The 22,324-nt window shown below is 67.4% G+C and carries 19 protein-coding genes and 1 riboswitch; of the genes, 10 read left to right on the top strand and 9 right to left on the bottom strand.

Going from position 1 to position 22,324, the window contains the following annotated elements:
- Positions 1-28 precede the first annotated feature (28 nt).
- Positions 29-676, top strand: coding sequence for an HAD-IA family hydrolase (locus tag ACKTTN_RS05430; RefSeq protein ID WP_407908872.1), 648 nt, complete (start codon positions 29-31; stop codon positions 674-676).
- Positions 677-695: 19 nt separating this feature from the next.
- On the opposite strand, the gene ACKTTN_RS05425 is transcribed toward ACKTTN_RS05430, so the two are convergent.
- The 5 genes from ACKTTN_RS05425 to ACKTTN_RS05405 form a co-directional block, all read right to left on the bottom strand.
- On the bottom strand, positions 696-1,370 hold the full coding sequence (locus tag ACKTTN_RS05425) for a DNA-3-methyladenine glycosylase family protein (protein ID WP_407908871.1): 675 nt from the start codon (positions 1,368-1,370) through the stop codon (positions 696-698).
- 1 nt (position 1,371) lies between these two features.
- Positions 1,372-1,719 carry a DUF423 domain-containing protein gene (locus tag ACKTTN_RS05420; protein ID WP_407908870.1) on the bottom strand — a complete coding sequence of 116 codons (348 nt, stop codon included), beginning with the start codon at positions 1,717-1,719 and terminating at the stop codon, positions 1,372-1,374.
- A gap of 88 nt (positions 1,720-1,807) precedes the next feature.
- Positions 1,808-2,875 (bottom strand): SRPBCC family protein, encoded by a 1,068-nt coding sequence (locus tag ACKTTN_RS05415; protein ID WP_407908869.1) that lies wholly within the window; start codon positions 2,873-2,875, stop codon positions 1,808-1,810.
- Positions 2,876-3,316: 441 nt separating this feature from the next.
- Entirely contained in the window at positions 3,317-3,979 is a 663-nt protein-coding gene (locus tag ACKTTN_RS05410) for a response regulator (protein WP_407908868.1), read from the bottom strand.
- Positions 3,976-5,178, bottom strand: coding sequence for a sensor histidine kinase (locus ACKTTN_RS05405; protein ID WP_407908867.1), 1,203 nt, complete (start codon positions 5,176-5,178; stop codon positions 3,976-3,978). The genes ACKTTN_RS05410 and ACKTTN_RS05405 overlap by 4 nt, the downstream gene beginning before the upstream one ends.
- 137 nt (positions 5,179-5,315) lie before the next feature.
- Here ACKTTN_RS05405 and ACKTTN_RS05400 point away from each other — a divergent pair, with 137 nt between their 5' ends.
- The 6 genes from ACKTTN_RS05400 to ACKTTN_RS05375 all read left to right on the top strand — a co-directional run bounded on the left by ACKTTN_RS05400 (position 5,316) and on the right by ACKTTN_RS05375 (position 10,502).
- Positions 5,316-5,918: a GNAT family N-acetyltransferase gene (locus ACKTTN_RS05400; RefSeq protein ID WP_407908866.1), complete on the top strand. Its 603-nt coding sequence runs from the start codon at positions 5,316-5,318 to the stop codon at positions 5,916-5,918.
- Complete coding sequence (minC, locus tag ACKTTN_RS05395; RefSeq protein WP_407908865.1) at positions 5,915-6,691, top strand: septum site-determining protein MinC; 777 nt, start codon at positions 5,915-5,917, stop codon at positions 6,689-6,691. The genes ACKTTN_RS05400 and minC overlap by 4 nt, the downstream gene beginning before the upstream one ends.
- Before the next feature lie 90 nt (positions 6,692-6,781).
- Positions 6,782-7,591: a septum site-determining protein MinD gene (gene minD, locus ACKTTN_RS05390; protein WP_407908864.1), complete on the top strand. Its 810-nt coding sequence runs from the start codon at positions 6,782-6,784 to the stop codon at positions 7,589-7,591.
- A gap of 3 nt (positions 7,592-7,594) precedes the next feature.
- Complete coding sequence (gene minE / locus ACKTTN_RS05385; protein WP_407908863.1) at positions 7,595-7,855, top strand: cell division topological specificity factor MinE; 261 nt, start codon at positions 7,595-7,597, stop codon at positions 7,853-7,855.
- 64 nt (positions 7,856-7,919) lie between these two features.
- Entirely contained in the window at positions 7,920-8,399 is a 480-nt protein-coding gene (locus ACKTTN_RS05380; protein WP_407908862.1) for a hypothetical protein, read from the top strand.
- Positions 8,400-8,477: 78 nt separating this feature from the next.
- A complete protein-coding gene (locus tag ACKTTN_RS05375; protein WP_407908861.1) occupies positions 8,478-10,502 on the top strand; it encodes a M2 family metallopeptidase in 2,025 nt (674 codons plus the stop codon).
- A gap of 42 nt (positions 10,503-10,544) precedes the next feature.
- Here the strand turns inward: ACKTTN_RS05375 and ACKTTN_RS05370 are convergent, their stop codons facing one another.
- Positions 10,545-11,798 carry a multidrug effflux MFS transporter gene (locus ACKTTN_RS05370; protein WP_407908860.1) on the bottom strand — a complete coding sequence of 418 codons (1,254 nt, stop codon included), beginning with the start codon at positions 11,796-11,798 and terminating at the stop codon, positions 10,545-10,547.
- 150 nt (positions 11,799-11,948) lie between these two features.
- On the opposite strand from ACKTTN_RS05370, the gene ACKTTN_RS05365 reads away from it, so the two are divergent.
- Positions 11,949-13,751, top strand: a complete 1,803-nt coding sequence (locus ACKTTN_RS05365; RefSeq protein WP_407908859.1) for an ABCB family ABC transporter ATP-binding protein/permease — start codon at positions 11,949-11,951, stop codon at positions 13,749-13,751.
- 6 nt (positions 13,752-13,757) lie between these two features.
- On the opposite strand, the gene ACKTTN_RS05360 is transcribed toward ACKTTN_RS05365, so the two are convergent.
- The gene (locus tag ACKTTN_RS05360; protein ID WP_407908858.1) at positions 13,758-13,940 is read right to left on the bottom strand and encodes a hypothetical protein; all 183 of its coding nucleotides are present in this window, start codon (positions 13,938-13,940) and stop codon (positions 13,758-13,760) included.
- Between the two features lie 333 nt (positions 13,941-14,273).
- A riboswitch (glycine riboswitch) is annotated at positions 14,274-14,389 on the top strand.
- A 135-nt stretch (positions 14,390-14,524) separates the two neighbouring features.
- Between ACKTTN_RS05360 and gcvP the strand changes: the two genes are divergently transcribed.
- The gene (gcvP, locus tag ACKTTN_RS05355) at positions 14,525-17,470 is read left to right on the top strand and encodes an aminomethyl-transferring glycine dehydrogenase (protein WP_407908857.1); all 2,946 of its coding nucleotides are present in this window, start codon (positions 14,525-14,527) and stop codon (positions 17,468-17,470) included.
- Positions 17,471-17,535: 65 nt separating this feature from the next.
- Here gcvP and ACKTTN_RS05350 read toward each other — a convergent pair whose 3' ends face one another.
- Complete coding sequence (locus ACKTTN_RS05350) at positions 17,536-17,847, bottom strand: KGG domain-containing protein (protein ID WP_407908856.1); 312 nt, start codon at positions 17,845-17,847, stop codon at positions 17,536-17,538.
- Positions 17,848-18,113: 266 nt separating this feature from the next.
- On the opposite strand from ACKTTN_RS05350, the gene ACKTTN_RS05345 reads away from it, so the two are divergent.
- A complete protein-coding gene (locus ACKTTN_RS05345; protein ID WP_407908855.1) occupies positions 18,114-19,586 on the top strand; it encodes an MATE family efflux transporter in 1,473 nt (490 codons plus the stop codon).
- Here the strand turns inward: ACKTTN_RS05345 and ACKTTN_RS05340 are convergent.
- Complete coding sequence (locus tag ACKTTN_RS05340; RefSeq protein ID WP_407910016.1) at positions 19,564-22,227, bottom strand: excinuclease ABC subunit UvrA; 2,664 nt, start codon at positions 22,225-22,227, stop codon at positions 19,564-19,566. The two genes, ACKTTN_RS05345 and ACKTTN_RS05340, sit on opposite strands and share 23 nt — an antisense overlap.
- Between the last annotated feature and the right edge of the window lie 97 nt (positions 22,228-22,324).

Genomic DNA, 22,324 nt, shown 5'->3' with positions numbered 1-22,324 from the left:
TTTCGGGGCAGACCGCGAAACCCGCAGCATGATCCGCGCCGTGCTGTTCGATTTCGACGGCGTACTGACGACGCATCCGTCCGGATCGTTCACCACCGTCGCGTCGCTGTCAGCGGCGCTCGCGCTGCCGGCCGCGGAGATCTGGGCCGCGTTTGCACCGTTCAACGACGACCTGCTCTACGGACGCGCGACGCATGCATCGGTCTGGCCTGCGGTGTGCGAACGCCTCGGCCGCGATGTCGACATCCGCCTGCTGATCGACGCGTTCGACAGCACGCCGATTAACGCGCCGATGTTCGCGCTGGCGCGCGAGCTCGCTGCGCACGTCGCGGTCGGAATCGTCACCGACAACAAGCAGGACCGCATCGACCACCTTTCGCGCCGGTGGGCGCTGCGGGCGCTGTTCGATCCGATCGTGGTGTCGGCGGCGGTCGGCAGCGGCAAGCGCGGCCCGGCGATCTTCGAACACGCTTTGCACGCGCTCGACGCCTCGGCCGCCGAGGTCGTGTTCATCGACAACAGCCCATGCAATCTGGTCGCGCCCGCCGCGCTCGGCATTCATGCGATGCACTTCGACGACGCGGCGAACGATGTGGGCGCACTTGCCGCCGCCCTGCACGCCCGTTTCGGGCTCGGCGTACGCGACGTGGAGAAGAACGCGCCACGGGTTGTCTAGCGCCGTCCGATCGGCGCGGTCAGCTCTGGGAACGCTTGACCGGTTTGGCCGCCGGCGCCGCGAAGTCGGCGATGCGCCAGAGATAGAAGCTCGCATAGGTCCGATACGGCCCCCACGCTTCGCCGCGCTCGGCGAGCGCGCGCGGCGTCGGCATCGCATCCAGTTCGTCGAGCACCTGCGCGCCCTTGCGAATGCCGAGATCGTCGATCGGCAGCACGTCGGGACGACCGAGCCGGAACATCAACATCATCTCGACCGTCCACCGCCCGATGCCGCGAATCGGAACGAGCGCGTTGATGATCGCGTCCTCGTCCATCACCGACATCTGCCGCAGGTTCGGAATCTCGCCCAGTGCTTCGCGACGCGCCAGGTCGCGCAGCGCCAGCAGTTTGTTGCCGGAAACGCCGCATGCACGGATCGTCAGGTCATCGCAACGCGCGAGTGTGTCGGCGTGCAGGCGGTTACTGTCGATCGCGACTTCGACGCGCCCCACGATCGTCGCGGCGGCCTTGCCGGACAGTTGCTGATAGAGAATTGCGCGCGCCAGGGCGTCGACCGGGTCGAACGGACGCCGCCAACGTGCGTCGGCCTCGATCGGGCCGATGCGGCGCATCCACGCACCCAGCGCGCGATCGGCGCGACGCAGATGCTTCGTCGCGGCGTCGACATCGAATCCTCGTGACCACCGTGGCATGTCAGCGCGACGCCCGTTCGACCGCGACCAGCAACCAGCCGGCGATCAGCAACATGCCGCCCGCGGGTGCGAGCGGTGTCGGCCAGCCCAATGCGTGCGCAGCGACCAGGCTGCCGGAAAACAGCAGCACGCCAAGCACAAATCCGACCTGCGCAAAGCCGCCAGCACGCGACCGGCGCGGCGCATAGGCGACCAGCGCGATGCCATGCACGAGCGCCATGGCGGCCGCGGTGTACAGCCAGCGCTGCGCGTCGCCCGTCGCCGCGTGCGCGGCATACGCCGAAAGACCGACGCCGGACGCGCCGAACAACGCGCCGACGATGCCCGGCCAGCGCGCCTCGCGGCTCATGTCCCCTCTCCGATGACGCGCATCGACGCGATCACGCGCCCCAACGAAAAACGCGCCGCAAGCGGCGCGTTTTCGAAGTCGGTCGGGATTACTTGACCGCCCACTGGATCGTGAACTGGCCCTGGTCGGTGAAGCCGGCATCGATGCCGCCGTTCCAGAGCTCGTACGGACGATCGACCGTCGCGTAACCGTGCGTCAGCGACCAGGCGCGCATGGCGTCGCGCAGGCGCTGCAGGTTGCCCATGTCGCCGGTGAACGTGGTGCCCACGATCTTCGACGCATCGTTGTAGGCGACCTTGACCGGGCCCTCGAGCTTGATGCCTTCGATCTTGTCGCCCGCACCGGCCTTCTTCACCGGAACCGCGACATCGAACGAGTAGTTCGCCGAGCCCTGTTCGTTGGTGATGACGCGGACCGGGCCGGCCTGCTCCAGACCGTTCGAGGCGATCACCTTCTTGATCCACTCGAGGTTCGAGTTCATCTGGCCCTTGATCTTGTCGCGGTCGATCGGCACCACGGCGCCGACGGTCAGCAACGTTTCGGCCGGACGGTTGCCGAGGGTCGGCAGCGGCGCCTTGTACTCGACGGGCAGCTGGCTGTAGTCGATGTTCGGCACGCCGGCGAGGGCGTTCGACAGGCGACCCAGGCCGAGCTTGATGTCCTCGCCCACGCTGTTGCTCACGTACAGGCCGGCGTAGCGCGCGATCGGATTGAAGCCGTAGTCGACGTCGTAGGTCTGCGTGATCTGCGTGTTGCGGCCGTGGTTACCCACCGCCTTCAGCTTGAACTCGCTGCGCTTGTTGCTGCCCGGCGAATCGGTCTCGATCGCGTAGAGGATGCGCGAGCGCGGCTCGCTCTCCTTGATCTCCCAGCTGCCGTTGCCGACGCCGCGGACCTTCGACTGGTACGCGATCTTCGCGCCGACGCCCTCGTCCTTGCCCGACATCTGGATGGCGGCGGCCGGGTCGTGCAGCAGGATGGGGTTCCAGTCGGTGAAGCGACGGGTGTTGTTGAGCAGGTCGAACGCGATCGCGAGCTTGCGGTTCGACTGGACCGACTCGGACAGGTGACGACTGCTGGGCAGGAAAACGCCCACGATCACGAACAGTGCGAAGACGATCGCGATGGAAATGAGGATCTCGAGCAAACGGGTCATTCAGGAGTTCTCCGGGGCCTGGCCCGCGCCAGCCGTCGCAGGACCGAGGCGCAGACCGCCAATCGTAGCAAGACAGCGGCACTGGCGTGAACGTCGGATGCGCCTCTCGTTCGCCGGCGTGAAGCAGGCCCCGTTTTTGCGATCCCGATGGCCTTTCCGCGCCGTCCGGCACGTTGCGCCTCGCCACAGCCGCGCGACACGGCCGCCTTCACGCGCTGGCGCGGGGCTCCCCACAGGCCGGGGCTCCGACGGACGGGGCGCGTCGCCGTCCCGTCGCGCGCGGATGCGCGCGTCAGACCAGCTGCAGCTCCAACGCCTTCAGCACCGCACGCATGCGATCGCGCGCCCAGCTTGGAGACGGTGAGCAGGCGTCGCCACGCGGCATCGCAGCGTGACTCCTGCAAGCGCCCGGCGCGCTGCGCCGGGCCGGACTCCTGTCCGTCAGACCAGCTGCAGCTCGAACGCCTTCAGCACCGCGCGCGTGCGATCGCGCACGCCCAGCTTCGACAAGATGTTCGACACGTGGTTCTTGATCGTGCCCTCCGCCACGCCCAGCGAATTCGCGATTTCCTTGTTCGAGAATCCGCCTGCCATCAGCCGCAGGATCTCGGTCTCGCGCTCGGTCAGCGGATCCGGGCGATCGAGGCTGACGAAATCGTTGCGCATGTGCTCCAGGCCCGACAACAGGCGCTGGGTGACGGCCGGCTGCACCAGCGAACCGCCGTCGGCTACGGTCTGGATCGCGCCGACGAGCTGGTCGAGCGAGACGTCCTTGAGCAGGTAGCCTTTCGCGCCGGCCTTGATGCCCGCGAGCACCAGCTGGTCGTCGTCGAACGTCGTCAGGATGATCGTGGGCGGCAGCTGGCCGAGGCGCGCGAGGGTCTGCACCGCCTCCAGGCCGGACATCACCGGCATGCGCATGTCCATCAGCACGACGTCGGGATTCATCTGGGGAATCTGCTCGACCGCCTGGCGACCGTCGGCGGCCTCGCCGATTACGTCGATGCCCTCCGCCAGCGCAAGCAGCGAGCGCACGCCCTGGCGGACGAGGTTCTGGTCGTCGACCAGCATCACGCGGATGCGACGAACGGATGGCGCGGTCATGCGGCAACTCCTTCTCGGACGGCCTGGGCGGCCGCGATGGGCAGGACGAGCCGGAGACGGAAACCGTCGCCCGGGCGGGTATCGATGTCGAGGGTGCCGCCCTGCTGCGCAAGGCGTTCGCGCATGCCTCGCAGGCCGTTGCCGGCGACGAGCAGGTTCGCGCCGCGACCGTCGTCGCGCGCAGTCACGATGATGTTGGTGCCGTCGCGACGCGCTTCGAGCCACAGGTGGCGTGCGCCGGAGTGGCGCACCGCGTTGGTGATGATTTCCTGCGTGCAGCGCAGCAGCACGTGCGCGCGCTCGGGGTCGTCGATCGTCAGTGGCGATTCGATATCCATGTGGATGTCGATCGACGGAACATTCTCTGCGAGCGGCCTGAGCGCGACGGACAGATCCATCGCACCACCCTCGCGCAGCTGGCTCACCGCTTCGCGTACGTCGGTGAGGAGCAGGCGCGCGAGCGTATGCGCCTGCAGCACGTGGTCTTTCGCGCGGCCTTCGGCGAGATGGCCGGCGACTTCCAGATTCAGGCTGAGCGCGGTGAGGTGATGACCCAGAAGGTCATGCAGTTCGCGCGAGATGCGCGTGCGCTCATTGACGCGCGCACTCTCGGCAAGCAACAGGCGCGTGGCGCGCAGTTCGGCGTTGAGTCGACGTTGTTCCTCGCGCGCATCGGCTTGCTGGCGTGCGATCAGGCTGGTGGCGAACACGAACACCGAAAAACCCGTGTACAGCAGCGACTGCATCAGCGCTTCGAACAACGGGAAGTTGAAGCCGTAGACGAAGACCGGCATCACCGCGAACTGGCTGGCGATCAGCCACGGGATGCCCGCGCGCAATGGCAGAAGCCAAGGCAACAGGCACGCGGCGGTCATCAGAAGCACGCTGCCGAGGCCACTTCGGCTGTAGTAGCTGACGCCGATCGCGCTCGCGGTGAGCAGCAAAAGCCCGATCACGTCGCCAATGCGCGCGGTCCGGCGGCCGAATCCCTTGGCCAGCCAGAAGTAGCTCGCGCCGAAAAGCAGGTAGACGCCCCAGCCGAGCAGCGTCATCGATCGCGGGCCCAGCGCCTCGTCGCCCGCGAGGTCCTCGCCGCCCTGCGGCCCGAACGTCATGTAGAGCAAAGGCAAGCCGACCATGGCCCAGGTCGAGAGACCGGAGTACCGCAGAAGTCGGGTGTGGTTCAGTTGGACCGGCATCGATGCATCCTACGCCGCGTTTCCGCAGCGCCCTCCGGCCGAAAGTCATGGCAAGCGGCGCTGGCCCGACGCGGCGGGCGTGCGATAATCGCGCGCCGCGCCGCACTGGCTCGGCTGCCCTCCCCGGAGCCGGAAGAATGTCGATCGTCGTCCGCGACGTGCGCGAGCACGAGCTGGATTCCGTCCTAGCCCTGAACAACGCCGCAGGCCCCGCGATCCTTCCGCTGGATGCCAACCGTCTCCAGCATTTCTACGAAACCGCCGAGTACTTCCGTGTCGCCGAGCGCGACGGATCGCTCGCCGGCTTCCTGATCGGCATGGGCGACGCGTCGGATCACGACAGCTCGAACTTCCGCTGGTTCCGCGAGCGTCATTCGGAGTTTTTCTATATCGACCGCATCGTCGTCGCGAGCCGGCGTCGCGGTGGCGGTGTCGGCCGCGCGTTCTACGCCGATGCGCAGACCTACGCCGAGCTGCGCTATCCGCAGATGGCCTGCGAGGTGCTGATGCAAGGCGGCAACGACCCGGTGCTGCTGTTCCACGGCACGTTCGGCTTCAACGAGGTCGGCCAGCACGTGATGGACGAAACCGGGCTTCGCGCGTCGATGCTGATGAAACCGCTGTGCAGCTACCCGTGGGTGCGCGAAGCCTACGGGCGCGACCTGCCCGCCGAGCCCTGGATCCATACTCCGCGCACGCCGATCGCCACCCGTACGCGCGTGGCCGGAGGCCGCGCATGAGCGCGCAAATGGATTTCGAACCCGCGGGCGAATTGAAGATCGGCCAGGTCGGCATCGCCAACCTGCGCGTGCGCACGCTCGATGTCGCCAAGCTCGCCGAGGAAATGCGGGGTCGCGTTCAGCGCGCGCCGAACCTGTTCGCGCGCGCCGCCGTCGTGCTGGATTTCGGCGGTCTGACGCGCACGCCGGACGTCGCCACCGCGCAGGCGCTGGTCGACGCACTGCGCGAGGCGGGCGTGTTGCCCGTCGCCCTCGCCTACGGCACCAGCGAGATCGAAGCGCTGTCGCGCGAACTTGGCCTTCCGCTGCTCGCGAAGTTCCGTGCGCAGTACGAACGTGCCGACGGCGCGCCCGTCGACGCGTCGCCTGCGCTGCGTCGCGAACGCGCTGCGGAGCCCGCGCCCGCGCCTGTCGCGGCGCCCGCTGCCGCATCGGCCTCGCAGCCGGGAATGGTGCAGACGGCGCCCGTCCGCTCGGGCCAGCAGGTCTATGCCGCCGATCGCGACCTCACCGTGCTCACCTCTGTCGGGGCGGGCGCGGAAGTGATGTCCGACGGTTCGATCCACATCTACGGCGCACTGCGTGGGCGCGCGCTCGCTGGCGCCCAGGGTTATGAACAGGCGCGCATTTTCTGCCGCGAGTTCCACGCCGAACTCGTCGCGATCGCGGGGCAGTACAAGGTGTCCGAGGACATTCCTGCCAACCTGCTCGGCAAGCCCGTGCAGGTGTGGCTCGACGGCGGCCAACTGCGGATCGAAGCACTCGACGCGTAAGCCGTCACACATCCGCATGCTTTAGGGCATGCTGTCGCCCGCACCGGCATTGCCGGCGGGGACCTGAGAACGAATCCGGAGGAACCTCAGTTGGCAGAAATCATCGTAGTCACGTCGGGCAAGGGTGGCGTGGGCAAGACCACCACCAGCGCCAGCCTCGCCTGCGGCCTCGCGCGCCGCGGCCACAAGGTCGCGGTCATCGACTTCGACGTCGGCCTGCGCAACCTCGACCTGATCATGGGCTGCGAGCGCCGCGTGGTGTACGACTTCGTCAACGTCGTGCATGGCGAGGCGTCGCTCAAGCAGGCGCTGATCAAGGACAAGCGTTTCGACACGCTGTTCGTGCTCGCCGCCAGCCAGACGCGTGACAAGGACGCGCTGACCAAGGAAGGCGTCGAGAAGGTGCTGAACGACCTCGCCGCCGACGGTTTCGACTACATCGTCTGCGACTCCCCGGCCGGCATCGAAAAGGGCGCCTTCCTCGCGATGTACTTCGCGGACCAGGCGGTCGTCGTGGTGAATCCGGAAGTGTCGTCGGTGCGCGACTCGGACCGCATCCTCGGGCTGCTGGCGTCGAAGACGCGCCGCGCCGAGAACGGTGAACGCGTCAAGGAACACCTGCTGCTCACGCGCTACAGCCCGAAGCGCGTCGAGACCGGCGAAATGCTGAGCATCGGCGACGTCGAGGAAATCCTCGGGCTCAAGGCGGTGGGGGTGATCCCGGAATCGGGCGACGTGCTGAACGCCTCGAACAAGGGCGAGCCCGTCATCCTGGAGACGACGTCCGACGCGGCGCAGGCCTACGACGACTCGGTCGCGCGACTGCTCGGCGAGAGCCGTCCACTGCGGTTCGTGCAGGTCGAGAAGAAGGGCTTCTTCGGCAAGCTCTTTGGAGGCTGAGCCATGGGCATCTTCGATTTCCTGACGACGAAGAAGCAGACGGCCTCGGTCGCGAAGGATCGCCTGCGCATCATCGTGGCCCACGAGCGCGTGACGCGCGGCGGCCCGGATTACCTGCCGATGCTGCAGCGCGAGCTGCTCGAGGTGATCCGCAAGTACGTCAACGTCGACGCCGAGGCCGTCAAGGTCGACCTGATCGGCGACGGCGACAACAAGGTGCTCGACATCTCCGTCGCGCTGCCGGAAGGTCCGGCGCAGGCCTGACCTCCCCGACCGCGACGCCCTGACGATGCCCTCGCCCGTGCGGGGGCATCGTCGTCTGAAGCCCATGCTCACTCTCGCCGACATCGATTTCGACACCGCCGCCGCACTGCTCGCGCGCTACGGCCTGGTGCTCGCGCGCGTGGCCGACGGCGATCCGATTCCCGGGAGCTACTGGGGTGAATGCGAGGCCGGCCTGATCGGCTCGACGGTATACGTGCGACGCGACACGCCGGTGCATTCGATGCTGCACGAGGCGGCGCACCTGATCGTGCTGCCGCCGGAGCGCCGCGAAACGGTGCACACCGACGCCACGGATTCGATCGACGAGGAAAACGCCGTCTGCGTGCTGCAGTCGCTGCTCGGCGGCGAGCTGCCGGGCGTGGGCGCGGATCGCGTGCTCGCCGACATGGACGCCTGGGGCTACACGTTCCGGCTGGGCTCGGCCAAGGCCTACGTGGAGCAGGACGCCGATGACGCCTGGGCGTGGCTCGGCCGTACCGGGCTCGTCGACGCCTCGACGCGGCGCCTGCGCCTGCCGGGCTGAACCGCTTGGCCCAGCGGTCACCTTGCACGGGCCGGGGACGGCCTCTAGCCTCCGGGGACACCCCAGCGGAATGCGCCCATGAAACCCGTTCGCGCCCTGCTCGCCCTGAGCATCGTCGCCGTCCTCGGCCTGTCCGGCTGCAAGGCGCCCCCCGGCACGTCGACGACGACCGGCTCCACCGCGCCCGGCACTGCCGCGCCGCCCGAGAACGAAACCGCCGACCAGTTCGTCGCGCGCGTCAACGACGAATACCGCGCGATGTATCCGGAGCTGACCGCCGCGCAATGGCTGTCGTCGACCTACATCAACGACGACAGCGAACTCGTGTCGGCGAAGGCGAACGAACGTTATCTCGGCCAGCTCAATCGCTGGATCGAGCAGTCGCGCCGCTTCGAAGGGCAGAAGATGTCGCCCGACACCGCGCGTGCCATCCAGCTGCTGAAGCTGCAGGCTGCGATGCCGCCGCCGAAGGATCCGAAGAAGCTCGCCGAACTCACCGAAATCGCGACGCGCATGGAAGGCGCGTACGGCAAGGGCACGTACTGCACCGGCGAAGGCACCGCGAAGACGTGTCGCCAGCTGGGCGATCTCGAGGAAGTGCTGGCCAAGAGCCGCGACTACGACGAGCAGCTCGACGCCTGGCAGGGCTGGCATTCCACCGCCGCCGCGCAGCGCAAGGACTACACGCGCTTTGCGAGCCTGATCAACGAAGGCGCGCGCGACATGGGCTATGCCGACGCCGGCGAGCTCTGGCGTTCGGGCTACGACATGACGCCCGCCGAGCTGTCGGCCGAAACCGATCGCCTCTGGGGCCAGGTCAAGCCGCTCTACGAACAGTTGCACTGCTACGCGGGGACCAAGCTCGACGCCAAGTACGGCCCGCAGCGCGGCCACGTCGCCGGCCACATGCTGCCGGCACACCTGATGGGCAACATGTGGCAGCAGGACTGGAGCAACCTCTGGGACATCCTCGCGCCGTATCCGGGCGCGGGCAGCCTTGACGTGAATTCGGCGCTCGAGGCGCAGTACCAGAAGAACCTGACGGCGGAAACGGCGAAGGTCAGCGGCGATCATTCGCCGTCGGCGATGTCGCAGGCCGAGCACGACGCGCTGCTCGCCACCGCCAAACAGATGAACGAGCGTGCGCAGGACTTCTACACGTCCATCGGCATGCCGAAGCTTCCGGCGAGCTACTGGGAGCGCACGCAGTTCATCAAGCCGCGCGATCGTGACGTCGTCTGCCATGCATCGGCATGGGACATGAACATGTCCGGCGACGTCCGCATCAAGATGTGCACGAAGCCGACGGAAGAAGACTTCACCACCATCTATCACGAGATGGGCCACGTCTATTACTACCTGGCCTACAACAAGCTTCCGCCGCTGTTCCAGGCGGGCGCGCACGACGGCTTCCACGAAGCGATCGGCGACACCATCGTGCTGTCGATGACGCCGTCGTACCTGCACCAGATCGGCCTGGTCGACCAGCCACAGGTGAGCAACGACGCGCTGATCAACGCGCAGATGCGCATGGCGCTGGCGAAGGTGGCGTTCCTGCCGTTCGGCCTGATGATCGACCGCTGGCGCTGGGGTGTGTTCGACGGTTCGATCAAGCCGGAGAACTACAACACCGCGTGGTGGCAATTGAAGGCGAAGTACCAGGGCGTCGCGCCGCCGACGCCGCGCAGCGAGGCGTTCTTCGACGCCGGTGCGAAGTACCACGTGCCGGCCAACACGCCGTACACGCGCTACTTCCTCGCCGACATCCTGCAGTTCCAGTTCTACAAGTCACTCTGCGATGCATCGGGCTACAAGGGGCCGCTGTACGAATGCAGTTTCTACGGCAATCCGGAAGCGGGCCGTCGCTACCTGACGATGCTGTCGCACGGCGCGAGCCAGCCGTGGCAGAAGACGCTGAAGGAAATGACCGGCAGCGAGAAGATGGACGCATCCGCCGTGCTCGAATACTTCGCACCGCTGCAGCAATGGCTGAAGCAACAGAACGAAGGCAAGACCTGCGGCTGGGAGCCCAACGCGGTGACGTCCGCGCCGCCGGCGTCCTCGCCGGTCCCCGCGAAACCCGCGCCGCCCGCCAAGGCGTGATCGAACGAAGGGCCGGCATTGCCGGCCCTTCTTCTTTGCAGCTTACGGCGTCGGCACGTCCGCGCCTTCGCAGCGCAGCGCCTGCTTCCTGGACACCGCGGCCTCCCAGCTCCAGAAGCCGAACGCGATCACCGTCATCATGGTCGCGGCGGCGGCCAGCCACAGCACGTGGTGCGACAGCAGCGGCGACACCACGCCGGCCACCAGCGCGTTCATGACGAGACTGGTGAACGCCTGCAGCGACGACGCCGAGCCGCGTTGGCGCGGATACATGTCGAGTATCGCGAGCGTCAGCACCGGGAAGACCAGCGCGATGCCGAAGGCATGCAGCGTCATCGGCAGCACCGCCCACGGGATTTGCGGCACCGGCGCGATCGCGTTGTAGACGACGTTGAACACCATCGCGATCGCGGTCGCGGCAAAACCAATACGCACGAGGCGATCGCCGCTGAGCTTGCCCGCCGCGCGTCCCGACACGAACGCGCCGATCACCATGCCGCCGATGGTCGGCACGAAGAACCAGCCGAACTGGGTTTCGCCAAGGTGCCGGCCGTGCAGGCGCAACATCTCCAGCACGAACACAGGCGCCGACGCGATGTACAGGAACAGCGCGCTGAAGTTGAACGACGACGCGGCGGCGAGCCGCTGGAAGCGCGGGTTCACGAAAATCGCGATGTAGTCGCGCAGCAGGGTGCGCGGCACGAATGGCAGGCGCGACGCAGGCGGATGCGTCTCGGGCAACACCGCCCACGTCATCACCAGCAACACCAGCGCGAACGCCACCAGGAACCAGAAGATCATCGGCCAGCGACTCCAGCCGAGCAGCCAGCCACCGATGATCGGCGCGATCGCCGGCGCGATGCCGAAGATCATCGACACCTGGCTCATCAGGCGCTGCGCGTCGGGCCCGTGCAGCATGTCGCGGATCACCGCGCGGCCAACGATCAGGCCCACGCCCGACGACAGGCCTTGCAGCGCGCGGAACGCGAGCAGCGTCGGCAGGTCCTTCGCCAATGCGCAGCCGACCGAGGCCGCCGCGAACACCACCAGGCCGCCGAGGATCACGCGTCGCCGCCCGATCGCATCCGACAGCGGCCCGTGCACCACGCTCATCAGCGCATACGCGACCAGATAGGCGCTGATCGTCTGCTGCATCGCCACCGGGTCGGCGCCGAGCTGCGCGCCGATCTGCGGGAACGCCGGGAAGATCGTGTCGATCGAGAACGGGCCGAACATCGCCAGCCCACCCAGCAGCAGGGCGAGTCGTCGCGTCGACGGGCGGACGTTCGGCGTCATGGTCGGCATGCGATACGGCGGACTAGGGTAACCGGCGCTGCGGTGGCGGCCGCTGGAACCACGCCGGACGGCCGCTTCGCGCGACGGGTGGAACGCGCCGTGGACCGGCCGCGGGTTGTTCCGTCACGCCCGCGCCCTTACGTTGACCGCATGGCCTCCCCCGACCCCCTGAGCGTCGCCACCCGCGGCACGCAGCGCAGCGATTTCGGCATCGTCCGCTCGTTACTGCCCTACCTCAAGCCGCACATCGCGCGCATCGCCTTTGCGATCGGCTGCCTGCTCGCCGCGAAGCTGCTCGGCCTCACGGTACCGATGCTGCTCAAGCACATCGTCGACTCGTTGAACATCGAAACGACGTTGCGCGTGCTGCCTGTCATGTTGCTCACGGCCTACGGCGCCGCGCGAGTCGGTGTGAACCTTTTCACCGAACTGAGACAGGTGGTGTTCGCGCGGGTGATGGCGCGCACCGCACGCGAGGTCACGCTCAAGGTGTTCCGCCACCTGCACGCGCTGAGCCTGAAGTTCCATCTCTCGCGCCGCACCGGCGGCGTCTCGCGCGACGTCGAACGCGGCGGCACCGCGATCACCGACCTGCTCGACTGGACGATCTACACGATCATCCCGACGATCATCGAAGTCACGTTGGTCACCGGTTTCCTCGTGTACCGCTATGGCTGGTCGTTCGGCGCGATCACGCTCCTGACGCTCGCCGGCTACATCGGCTGGACGTTCGCCGTCACCGAATGGCGCACGCGCTACTACCGCGCCAAGGTCGAGGCGGATACGAAGGCGAACGCGCGTGCGGTCGACTCGCTTCTGAACTACGAAACCGTCAAGTACTTCAACAACGAAGAGCACGAAGCCAGCCGCTACGACGAGAACCTCCGCACCGTCGAGGAAGCGACGGTGATGAGCCTGAAGTCGCTCGCCGTGCTCAACGTCGGCCAGACCGCGATCGTGTCGCTCGGCGTCACCGCGCTGATGTGGCGGGCGGCCGCGGGCGTGGTCGCCGGTCAGTACACGCTGGGCGACCTGGTGCTGGTCAACGCCTACCTGCTGCAGCTCGCCGCGCCGCTGAACTACCTCGGCATGATGTATCGCGAGATCAAGCAGTCGATCACCAACATGGAGCGCCTGTTCGGACTGCTCGACCAGAAGCTCGACGTGCAGGACAAGCCGGACTCGCAGCCGCTGCACACGCGCAACGCGCACGTGCGGTTCGAGGACGTGCGCTTCGCGTACGACCCGCGACGGGAAATCCTCAAGGGCGTCAATTTCGAGATCCGACCGGGGCAGACCGTCGCCGTCGTCGGCCATTCCGGCTCGGGCAAGTCGACGCTCGCGCGCCTGCTCTACCGCTTCTACGACCCCGACCACGGCCGCATCACCATCGACGGCCACGACCTTCGCGATCTCACGCAAGGCTCGGTGCGTGCGGCGATCGCGACCGTGCCGCAGGACACGGTGCTGTTCAACGACACGATCTACTACAACATCCACTATGGCCGCCCGAACGCGACGCGCCAGGAAGTGGAAGCCGCGGCGAAGGCCGCGCACATCCACGAATTCATCCTTGCCATGCCCGACGGCTACGACACCGAAGTCGGCGAGCGCGGCCTGAAGCTGTCCGGCGGCGAGAAGCAGCGCGTGGCGATTGCGCGTGCGCTGCTGAAGAACCCCGCGATCATGATCTTCGACGAGGCGACATCGGCGCTTGATTCGCGCTCGGAGAAGGCGATCCAGGCCGAACTCGAACGCATCGCCGAAGGCCGCACCACGCTGGTGATCGCGCACCGGCTGTCGACGGTGATGAACGCCGACCGCATCCTGGTGATGGACGCGGGCCGCATCGTCGAACACGGCACGCATGACGAGCTCATCGCCGCGCTCGGCCACTATGCGCAGCTGTGGCAGCTGCAGTTGCAGGCGGCGGACGAAGCGGCCACCGCCTGACGTCGGTCACTTGTACGGGATGCCGCGGTCGAACTCGTCAGTGACCGTGTCGAGGTACACCGGCGCGCGGGCTTTCCGTTTGTAGCGCCGAACGTGCGTGCGGTCGTCGTCAATGCTGCCTACGGTGCGCGACGCCTTGTTGGTCAGCAGGTTGACGCTGGTGTCGGTGACCTCGCCGCTGTTGCGCACGCTGTTCTCGACATAGCCGCCGCCCAACCGACCGGAACGAACGCGTCGACCGAAGGCGCCTGCAGCGGCAGCGTCGGCAGCGCGACCAAACCCACCTCCGACTCCTTCGCGCCGGCCATGGTGGCGAGCAGGGCGACGACGAGGGTCGATCGCGCGACCCGGATCATCCGTGCGTCCCGTTTCCATGCACAGCCGCCCGCGTATCCGGCCGCCTGCGGGCGGCCCAGCCCACGCGGTACAATCGGCGTCGACGCACCCGGTGGGAGAAGCGGGTTTCGACCCGCTGCCGAAGGCGCAATCGCCCGGAATCGCTCAGGCCCCCACACCGCCGGTTGCACACACTCTGGAGAGATCGGCCGGCCTTCGGGCACGCGCCGGCGCCGAAGGGGCAAGACACGCATCCTCCCCCGCGTGTCGAAACTCTCAGGCAGAAGGACAGAGGGGCGAGCAGGGCTTTCGAGCAGCGCGAGCTGCGAGCCTGCGAGCGCCAGACGGCCGCGAGGCCGGCTGGCCGGGTGTTCGTTCCGCGACGCATGTCGCCGAAGCGGACACCGCGCCACCCTCCTTCGCCGCCAGAGCTCTCCATGACCCAGCCCACTTCCCTGCGCGCCCTCGAGCACCACGACGGCTTCATCGAACGCCACATCGGCCCGAACGACGCCGAGATCGCGCAGATGCTGCGCACCGTCGGCCACGATTCGCTCGATGCGATGACCGACGCGATCGTCCCCGGCTCCATCAAGTCGGGCAATCCGCTCGCGCTGCCCGAGCCGATCAGTGAAGTCGAGGCACTCGCGAAGATCCGCGCGATCGCGTCGAAGAACACGGTCGTCCGCAGCTTCATCGGCCAGGGCTACTACGGCACGCAGACGCCGAACGTCATCCTGCGCAACATCCTCGAGAATCCGGCGTGGTACACGGCGTACACGCCGTACCAGGCCGAGATCTCGCAGGGCCGCATGGAAGCGCTGATCAACTTCCAGACGATGGTCGCCGAGCTCACGGGCATGGAGATCGCGAACGCGTCGCTGCTCGACGAGGCCACGGCCGCTGCCGAGGCGATGACGCTGGCCAAGCGTTCGGCGAAGTCGAAGTCGAACACCTTCCTCGTCTCCGGCGACACGCATCCGCAGACGATCGAAGTGCTGCGCACGCGAGCCGAGCCGCTGGGGATCAGCGTCGAGCTGGCGATGGGCGCGGACGACTGGAAGGTCGCGCTCGACAAGGGCGATTTCTTCGGCGTGCTGATCCAGTACCCGGCATCGAGCGGCTGGCTGGCCGACTGGGGCCAGGACGCGGAGACGATCCACGCGAAGGGCGCACTCGTCGTCTTCGCGACCGACCTGCTCGCGCTGACGCTGCTGAAGCCGCCGGGCGAGATGGGCGCGGACATCGTCATCGGCAACAGCCAGCGTTTCGGCGTGCCGTTCGGCTTCGGGGGCCCGCATGCCGCATTCATGGCCTGCCGAGACGCGTTCAAGCGCTCGATGCCGGGCCGCCTGATCGGCGTGTCGATCGACACCGAAGGCAAGCCGGCGTACCGCCTCACGCTGCAGACGCGCGAGCAGCACATCCGTCGCGAGAAGGCGACGTCGAACATCTGCACCGCGCAGGTGCTGCTGGCGGTGATGGCGTCGATGTACGCCGTGTATCACGGCCCGGACGGACTGAAGCGCATCGCCTCGCGCGTGGCGCGCATGACCGCGATCCTGGCCGCCGGCCTCGCCGAGCTCGGCTACGACCGTTACCACCACAACACGGCGTTCGACACGATCTGCCTCAAGACGGGCGACCGCACCGATGCGATCGCGGCGCGCGCGCGATCGATGGGCGCGAACCTGCGCGTCGCGTGGGACGAGTACCTGTGCATCTCGCTCGACGAAACGACGACGCGTGCGGACCTCGAACTGCTCTGGCGCATCTTCGGCGGCGATGACGCCAAGCTGCCCGACATCGACACGCTCGATGCGAAGGCCCCGTCGCTGATTCCGGCGGAGCTGCAGCGCACGAGCGCGTTCCTGTCGCATCCGGTGTTCAACACGCATCACAGCGAACACGAAATCCTGCGCTACATGCGCATGCTGGCCGACAAGGACCTCGCGCTCGACCGTACGATGATCCCGCTCGGCTCGTGCACGATGAAGCTCAACGCCACCGCCGAGATGATCCCGGTGACGTGGCCGGAGTTCGCGAACATCCATCCGTTCGCGCCGGCCGACCAGGCGGAAGGCTATCGCGAGCTGATCGCCAGCCTCGAAGACATGCTGGTCGAGTGCACCGGCTACGACGCGGTGAGCCTGCAGCCGAACTCCGGTGCGCAGGGCGAATACGCCGGCCTGCTGGCGATCCGCGCCTACCACCTGTCGCGCAACGAAGGCCATCGCGACATCTGCCTGATCCCGGAGTCCGCGCACGGCACGAATCCGGCGTCGGCGCAGATGTGCGGCATGCAGGTGGTGGTGACGAAGTGCGACGCCAACGGCAACGTCGACGTCGCCGACATCCGCGCGAAGGCCGAGAAGTACAGCGATCGCCTCGCCGCGATCATGATGACCTACCCCTCCACGCACGGCGTGTTCGAGGAAGACGTCGTCGAGATCTGCGAGATCGTGCACAGGCACGGCGGCCAGGTGTACACCGATGGCGCGAACATGAACGCGCTGGTCGGCGTCGCGAAGCCGGGCAAGTGGGGTTCGGACGTCTCGCACCTCAACCTGCACAAGACGTTCTGCATTCCGCACGGCGGCGGCGGCCCCGGCGTTGGCCCGTGCGCGGTGAAGTCGCACCTCGCCCCGTTCCTTCCGGGCGCACTGCACAAGGACGGCATGCGCACGGAAGGCGTCGGCAACGGCGAGGTCGGCATGGTGTCGGCCGCGAGCTTCGGCTCCGCGTCGATCCTGCCCATCAGCTGGATGTACGTCACGATGATGGGCGCGTCCGGCCTGCGTCGCGCCACGCAGGTCGCGCTGCTCAACGCGAACTACATCGCCAAGAAGCTCGAGCCGCATTACGAGACGCTCTACACCGGTCGTAACGGACTCGTCGCGCACGAGTGCATCCTCGACCTGCGCCCGATCAAGGACGCGACCGGGATCAGCGCGGAAGACGTCGCCAAGCGCCTCATCGACTTCGGCTTCCACGCACCCACGCTGAGCTTCCCGGTCGCGGGAACGCTGATGGTCGAGCCGACCGAAAGCGAATCGCTGCACGAACTCGATCGCTTCATCGACGCGATGATCCAGATCCGCGACGAGATCCGCGCGATCGAAGACGGTCGCCTCGATCGCGAGGACAACCCGCTCAAGAACGCGCCGCACACCGCGACGATGGTCGCGGGCAGCGAATGGACGCACGCCTACCCGCGCGAACTCGCCGCGTTCCCGTTGCCGGTGCTGAGGCAGCACAAGTACTGGCCGCCCGTGGCGCGCGTCGACAACGTCTACGGCGACAAGAACGTGTTCTGCTCGTGCGTGCCGATCGAGGCCTTCGACGGCGAGCCGGAAGCCTTCAGCGAGCCCAACGTGATGTAAGCCGGACAACGGCCCAGGAGAAGGCCCCGCACCCGCGGGGCTTTTTCTTTGGTGCGTGCCTCAGGTCAGACCACGTCACCCATCAGCGGGTCGGCGCGACGTTCGTTCGATGCGCGCTCTACCGGCACGACGGGGCGTTTACCGCCGCCGTGACTGGCCTCGCCGCCGAGCCTGCCGATCTGCGCCATGTGCGCGCGGTCGCGACTCACGGCTTCGCCGCCCTTGCGGCCGGCCTCGCGGGCCTCCGCGGAATCGAACTCGTGGGCGTGGCCGCTCTCGTGTGCGGCACGGCCGCCCATCGACGAGATTGCGCGTTGCTTGTCCGGATCCATGCTGCCGAAGCCGCCACCGTGGCGGCCGCCATTGCTGTTCGCCATTTCTACGTCCTCCGTTGGCGTCGGTGTCGTGGGGGGGACGACACCGTTCCATTCCGTCGCAAGGCTGCAGGGCGGCCGCGACGGTCCGCGCATCCCGGCGGCGGTCCGTGCACCGGCGACCGGGAGCGTTCACAGGTTATCGACACGGTTGTTATCGGCGCGCCAACCGGGCGTTCACATCTGGGGCCGTTCGTCTGCGGACGAGGCTGGCGAATGCGCGCCGCGGTCACGCCTGCCCGGTAGGCTGGAATGAGTCGGAGGACCGAATGCCACAGCGCCACAACCTCACCGAAGGCCCGATCGCCCGCACCCTGTTCCTGTTCGCGCTGCCGATCCTGGGCGGCAACGTTCTGCAGTCACTCAACGGGTCGATCAACGCGGTGTGGGTGGGCCGGTTCCTCGGCGAACAGGCGCTCACCGCTACCGCGAATGCCAACAACGTGATGTTCCTGCTGCTCGGCGCGGTGTTCGGCGTCGGCATGGCGGCCAGCATCCTGGTCGCGCAGGCGATCGGTCGCAACGACCTCACGCAGGCGCGTTGCGTGATCGGCACCAGCGCGACGTTCTTCATCGGCCTGTCGGTCATCATCGCCGCGATCGGCCTGCCGTTCTCGCGACACCTGCTCGCGTGGATGGATACGCCAGCTGCCGCGCTTCCCTTCGCCGAGTCCTACCTGCGCATCATTTTCCTCGCACTGCCTTTCCTCTACGCCTTCACCTTCATCACCGCGATCCTGCGCGGCTCCGGCGATACGCGCACGCCCTTCATCTTCCTGTTGATGACGGTGGCGCTCGACATCGGTTTCAACCCGGTGCTGTTGTTCGGCCTCGGGCCGTTCCCGGAAATGGGCATTTCCGGCGCGGCGACGGCGACGCTCATCGCGAACGCAACCAGCCTGGCCGCGCTTCTACTCTGGCTGCGCCACAAGAAGCATCGCCTGTGGATCAGCCGCAATGAACGGCATCTCTACAAGCCGAACTTCGCCGTGTTGAAGTCGCTGATCGGCAAGGGCATTCCCATCGGGCTGCAGATGATGCTGATCTCGGTCGCGATGCTCGCGATGATGACGATGGTCAACAAGCACGGTGTGGACACCACCGCGGCATACGGCGCATCGCTGCAGCTGTGGACCTATGTGCAGATGCCGGCGATGGCGATCGGCGCGGCCTGCTCGTCGATGGCGGCGCAGAACGTCGGCGCGCATCGCTGGGACCGCGTGCACGCCACGGCGAAATCCGGCGTGCTGTTCAACTTCCTCATGACCGGCGCATTGATCGTTCCGCTGATCGTGTTCGACCACGCCACGCTGTCGCTGTTCCTGCCCGCGTCGAGCCCGGCGCTGGCGATCGCGCAGCACCTCGATCCCATCGTGATCTTCTCCTTCATGTTCTTCGGCGTGACGTTCGTCCTGTCGGGCGTCGTGCGCGCGACCGGCGCGGTGATTCCGCCGCTGCTCATCCTCGCGTTCGCGCTGTGGGGCGTGCGCGTGCCGTTCGCATCGCTGCTGCAACCGCGGCTTGGCGCCGACGCGATCTGGTGGAGCTTCCCGGTGAGCGCGGTCGTGGCGATGATCGCCTCTGCGGCGTACTACCGGTTCGGCGGCTGGCGGAAGGCGAAGATGCTCCCGATGTCGCACGACGAGGTCGCGGTGCCCGCGGAAGTTCCGGCGATGCCGCCGTCCCCGGTTGCCGACGTCGCGAGCTGCGACGAAGAAGCTACCGGCGTTGGTGGCCCATGACATCGGCGAGATAGTTCGCAGTGCGACTGTCGGCGGACCGCGCGACATCGACTGGCGTACCGCAGGCGACGAGCCGACCACCCTGCTCGCCCGCGCCGGGCCCGATGTCGATCACCCAGTCGCTCTGCGCGACGACCCGCATCTCGTGCTCGACCAGCACGACGGTGTTGCCCGCATCGACGAGGCCGTGCAGTTGCGCCATGAGCCGATCCACGTCGGCCGGGTGAAGGCCCGTGGTCGGTTCGTCCAGCACGTACAGGCCACGACCACGCTGGCTGCGCTGCAACTCGGTGACCAGCTTGATGCGTTGCGCCTCGCCGCCGGAAAGTTCGGTCGCCGGCTGGCCAAGTCGCAGATAGCCGAGCCCGATGTCGCGCAGCAGCCTGAGCGGGCGCAGCACCGTGGATTCATCCGCAAAGAAGTCGCAGGCCTCCTCGACGTTCATCGCGAGCACGTCCGCGATGTTTTTGCCGTTCCACTGCACCTTCAGCGTCGCCTCGTTGTAGCGCGCGCCGTGGCACGTCGGGCACGGCGCGTACACGCTCGGCATGAACAGCAACTCGACACTGACGAACCCTTCGCCTTCGCAGGTTTCGCAACGTCCCTTGGCGACGTTGAACGAGAAACGCCCCGCATCGTAGCGGCGACGACGCGCATCCGGCGTGGCCGCGAACAGCTTGCGCACATGGTCGAACAGGCCCGTGTAGGTCGCGAGGTTCGATCGCGGCGTGCGGCCGATCGGTTTCTGGTCGACACGCACCAGCCGGCGGATCGCATCGACATCGCCGCCCAGGTGCCCGCGCGTGCGTTGCACGATGCTCGGGCCGTCTTCGGGTTCCGGCTCGTCATCTTCCGGCTCGTGGCCGAGATGCGCGCAGACCAGTTCGACCAGCGCCTGGCTGATCAGGCTCGACTTGCCCGAACCCGACACGCCGGTCACGGCGGTCAGCACGCCGAGGGGAATGCGCGCATCGAGACCGTGCAGGTTGTTGCGATGCACGTCGCGCAGTTCCAGCCAGCCGGCTGGTTCGCGAGGCGCACGCGACGACGCCGCCACGCGGTCGAACAGGTAGCGCGCGGTTTCCGATTCCCGCACGGCATCGAGTCCCGGCGGCGGTCCGCTGTAGAGCACCTTCCCGCCGCGCTCGCCGGCGCCGGGGCCGACGTCCACCAGCCAGTCGGCGCGCCGCATCATGCCGAGATCGTGTTCGACCACGAAGATGGAATTGCCGCTCTCGCGCAGTTGCAGAAGCGCGTCGAACAACGCCTCGCTGTCGGCGGGATGAAGGCCGGCGGACGGTTCGTCCAACACATACACGACACCGAACAGGTTCGAGCGGATCTGCGTGGCCAGGCGCAGTCGCTGCAGTTCGCCGGGCGACAGCGTGGGCGTGGAACGATCCATCGCGAGATAGCCCAGCCCCAAACCCTGCAGCGTGCCGACGCGCGCGACCAGATCAGCCGCAATGCGTTGCGCAGCGATGCGCTTTTCTTCGGACATCGTGCCTGTGCGATGGATGTTGGGCGCCGCGGCGTGCGCCGCCTGGCCGGCGGCCTTGCGCGTGGCGCGGTCGCGCCTGGTGGCTTCGGCGCCGCGTGCGTCGCCATGTGCCTTGCCCGATGCCGCGTCGAAGCGACCTTCCGCAACGGGTCGCAATACGTCCGCGAGCCGGTCGAACGGCAGCTGCGACAGTTCGCCTATGTCGAGGCCCGCGAACTTGACCGATAGCGCTTCGCGCTTGAGCCGCTTGCCGTCGCACACCGGGCACAGCGTGCCGGTGAGATAGCGCGCAACGCGACGCTTCATCAGCGCGCTCTGGGTCGTCGCGAAGGTGTGCAGCACGTAGCGTCGCGCGCCCATGTACGTGCCCATGTACGCGGGCTCGGTCTTGCGCTTGAGCGCCGTGCGCGTCTCGGTGGGCGTGAAGCCGGGGTACACCGGTACCGTCGGCGTCTCCTCGGTGAAGAGGATCCAGTCGCGGTCCTTCTTCGGAAGGTCCTTCCATGGGCGATCGACGTCGTAGCCGAGCGTCACCAGGATGTCGCGCAGGTTCTGCCCGTGCCACGCGGGGGGCCACGACGCTATCGCCTTCTCGCGGATCGACAGCGACGGGTCCGGCACCATCGACGCCTCGGTCACGTCGTACACGTAGCCAAGGCCATGACAGTTCGGGCACGCGCCCTGCGGCGTGTTCGCGGAGAAATCCTCGGCATACAGCATCGCCCGGCCCGGCGGATACGTGCCGGCGCGCGAATACATCATGCGCACCAGGCTCGACAGCGTGGTCACGCTGCCCACCGTCGACCGCGCGCTCGCGGTGCCACGTTGCTGTTGCAGCGCCACTGCAGGCGGCAGCCCTTCGATCTCGTCGACGTCGGGCACGCCGACCTGGTCGATCAGGCGGCGTGCATACGGCGCCACCGATTCGAAGTAGCGGCGCTGCGCTTCGGCGTACAGCGTTCCGAAGGCGAGCGACGACTTGCCCGATCCCGACACGCCCGAGAACACCACCAGCGCGTCGCGCGGGATGTCGACGTCGATGTCCTTGAGGTTGTGTTCGCGCGCGCCGCGCACGCGCACGAAAGCGTCGTCGCGCGCGCGTTGCCGCCGCCGGATGTCATGCCTGGATTCGCCGTCCATGCCGTTCCCACCGTGAATCGGCTGCATTGGACGATGCCCACGGCGCTCGCCGGGTGAAGACGCGCTCTGGTCTAATGCCGCTATCCGTTCGATGGAT

Origin of the sequence: Lysobacter claricitrinus (assembly GCF_045866565.1) — a bacterium.
In the GTDB taxonomy this organism is placed as follows: Bacteria; Pseudomonadota; Gammaproteobacteria; order Xanthomonadales; family Xanthomonadaceae; genus Cognatilysobacter; species Cognatilysobacter claricitrinus.
This window is presented reverse-complemented; position numbering and strand designations above follow the sequence as displayed.

Bases quoted from the DNA above. Each gene is read 5' to 3' on its own strand.
- ACKTTN_RS05430 (WP_407908872.1), top strand. From the start codon at position 29: ATGATCCGCGCCGTGCTGTTCGATTTCGACGGCGTACTGACGACGCAT.
- ACKTTN_RS05425 (WP_407908871.1), bottom strand. From the start codon at position 1,370: ATGCCACGGTGGTCACGAGGATTCGATGTCGACGCCGCGACGAAGCAT.
- ACKTTN_RS05420 (WP_407908870.1), bottom strand. From the start codon at position 1,719: ATGAGCCGCGAGGCGCGCTGGCCGGGCATCGTCGGCGCGTTGTTCGGC.
- ACKTTN_RS05415 (WP_407908869.1), bottom strand. From the start codon at position 2,875: ATGACCCGTTTGCTCGAGATCCTCATTTCCATCGCGATCGTCTTCGCA.
- ACKTTN_RS05410 (WP_407908868.1), bottom strand. From the start codon at position 3,979: ATGACCGCGCCATCCGTTCGTCGCATCCGCGTGATGCTGGTCGACGAC.
- ACKTTN_RS05405 (WP_407908867.1), bottom strand. From the start codon at position 5,178: ATGCCGGTCCAACTGAACCACACCCGACTTCTGCGGTACTCCGGTCTC.
- ACKTTN_RS05400 (WP_407908866.1), top strand. From the start codon at position 5,316: ATGTCGATCGTCGTCCGCGACGTGCGCGAGCACGAGCTGGATTCCGTC.
- minC (WP_407908865.1), top strand. From the start codon at position 5,915: ATGAGCGCGCAAATGGATTTCGAACCCGCGGGCGAATTGAAGATCGGC.
- minE (WP_407908863.1), top strand. From the start codon at position 7,595: ATGGGCATCTTCGATTTCCTGACGACGAAGAAGCAGACGGCCTCGGTC.
- ACKTTN_RS05380 (WP_407908862.1), top strand. From the start codon at position 7,920: ATGCTCACTCTCGCCGACATCGATTTCGACACCGCCGCCGCACTGCTC.
- ACKTTN_RS05375 (WP_407908861.1), top strand. From the start codon at position 8,478: ATGAAACCCGTTCGCGCCCTGCTCGCCCTGAGCATCGTCGCCGTCCTC.
- ACKTTN_RS05370 (WP_407908860.1), bottom strand. From the start codon at position 11,798: ATGACGCCGAACGTCCGCCCGTCGACGCGACGACTCGCCCTGCTGCTG.
- ACKTTN_RS05365 (WP_407908859.1), top strand. From the start codon at position 11,949: ATGGCCTCCCCCGACCCCCTGAGCGTCGCCACCCGCGGCACGCAGCGC.
- gcvP (WP_407908857.1), top strand. From the start codon at position 14,525: ATGACCCAGCCCACTTCCCTGCGCGCCCTCGAGCACCACGACGGCTTC.
- ACKTTN_RS05350 (WP_407908856.1), bottom strand. From the start codon at position 17,847: ATGGCGAACAGCAATGGCGGCCGCCACGGTGGCGGCTTCGGCAGCATG.
- ACKTTN_RS05345 (WP_407908855.1), top strand. From the start codon at position 18,114: ATGCCACAGCGCCACAACCTCACCGAAGGCCCGATCGCCCGCACCCTG.
- ACKTTN_RS05340 (WP_407910016.1), bottom strand. From the start codon at position 22,227: ATGGACGGCGAATCCAGGCATGACATCCGGCGGCGGCAACGCGCGCGC.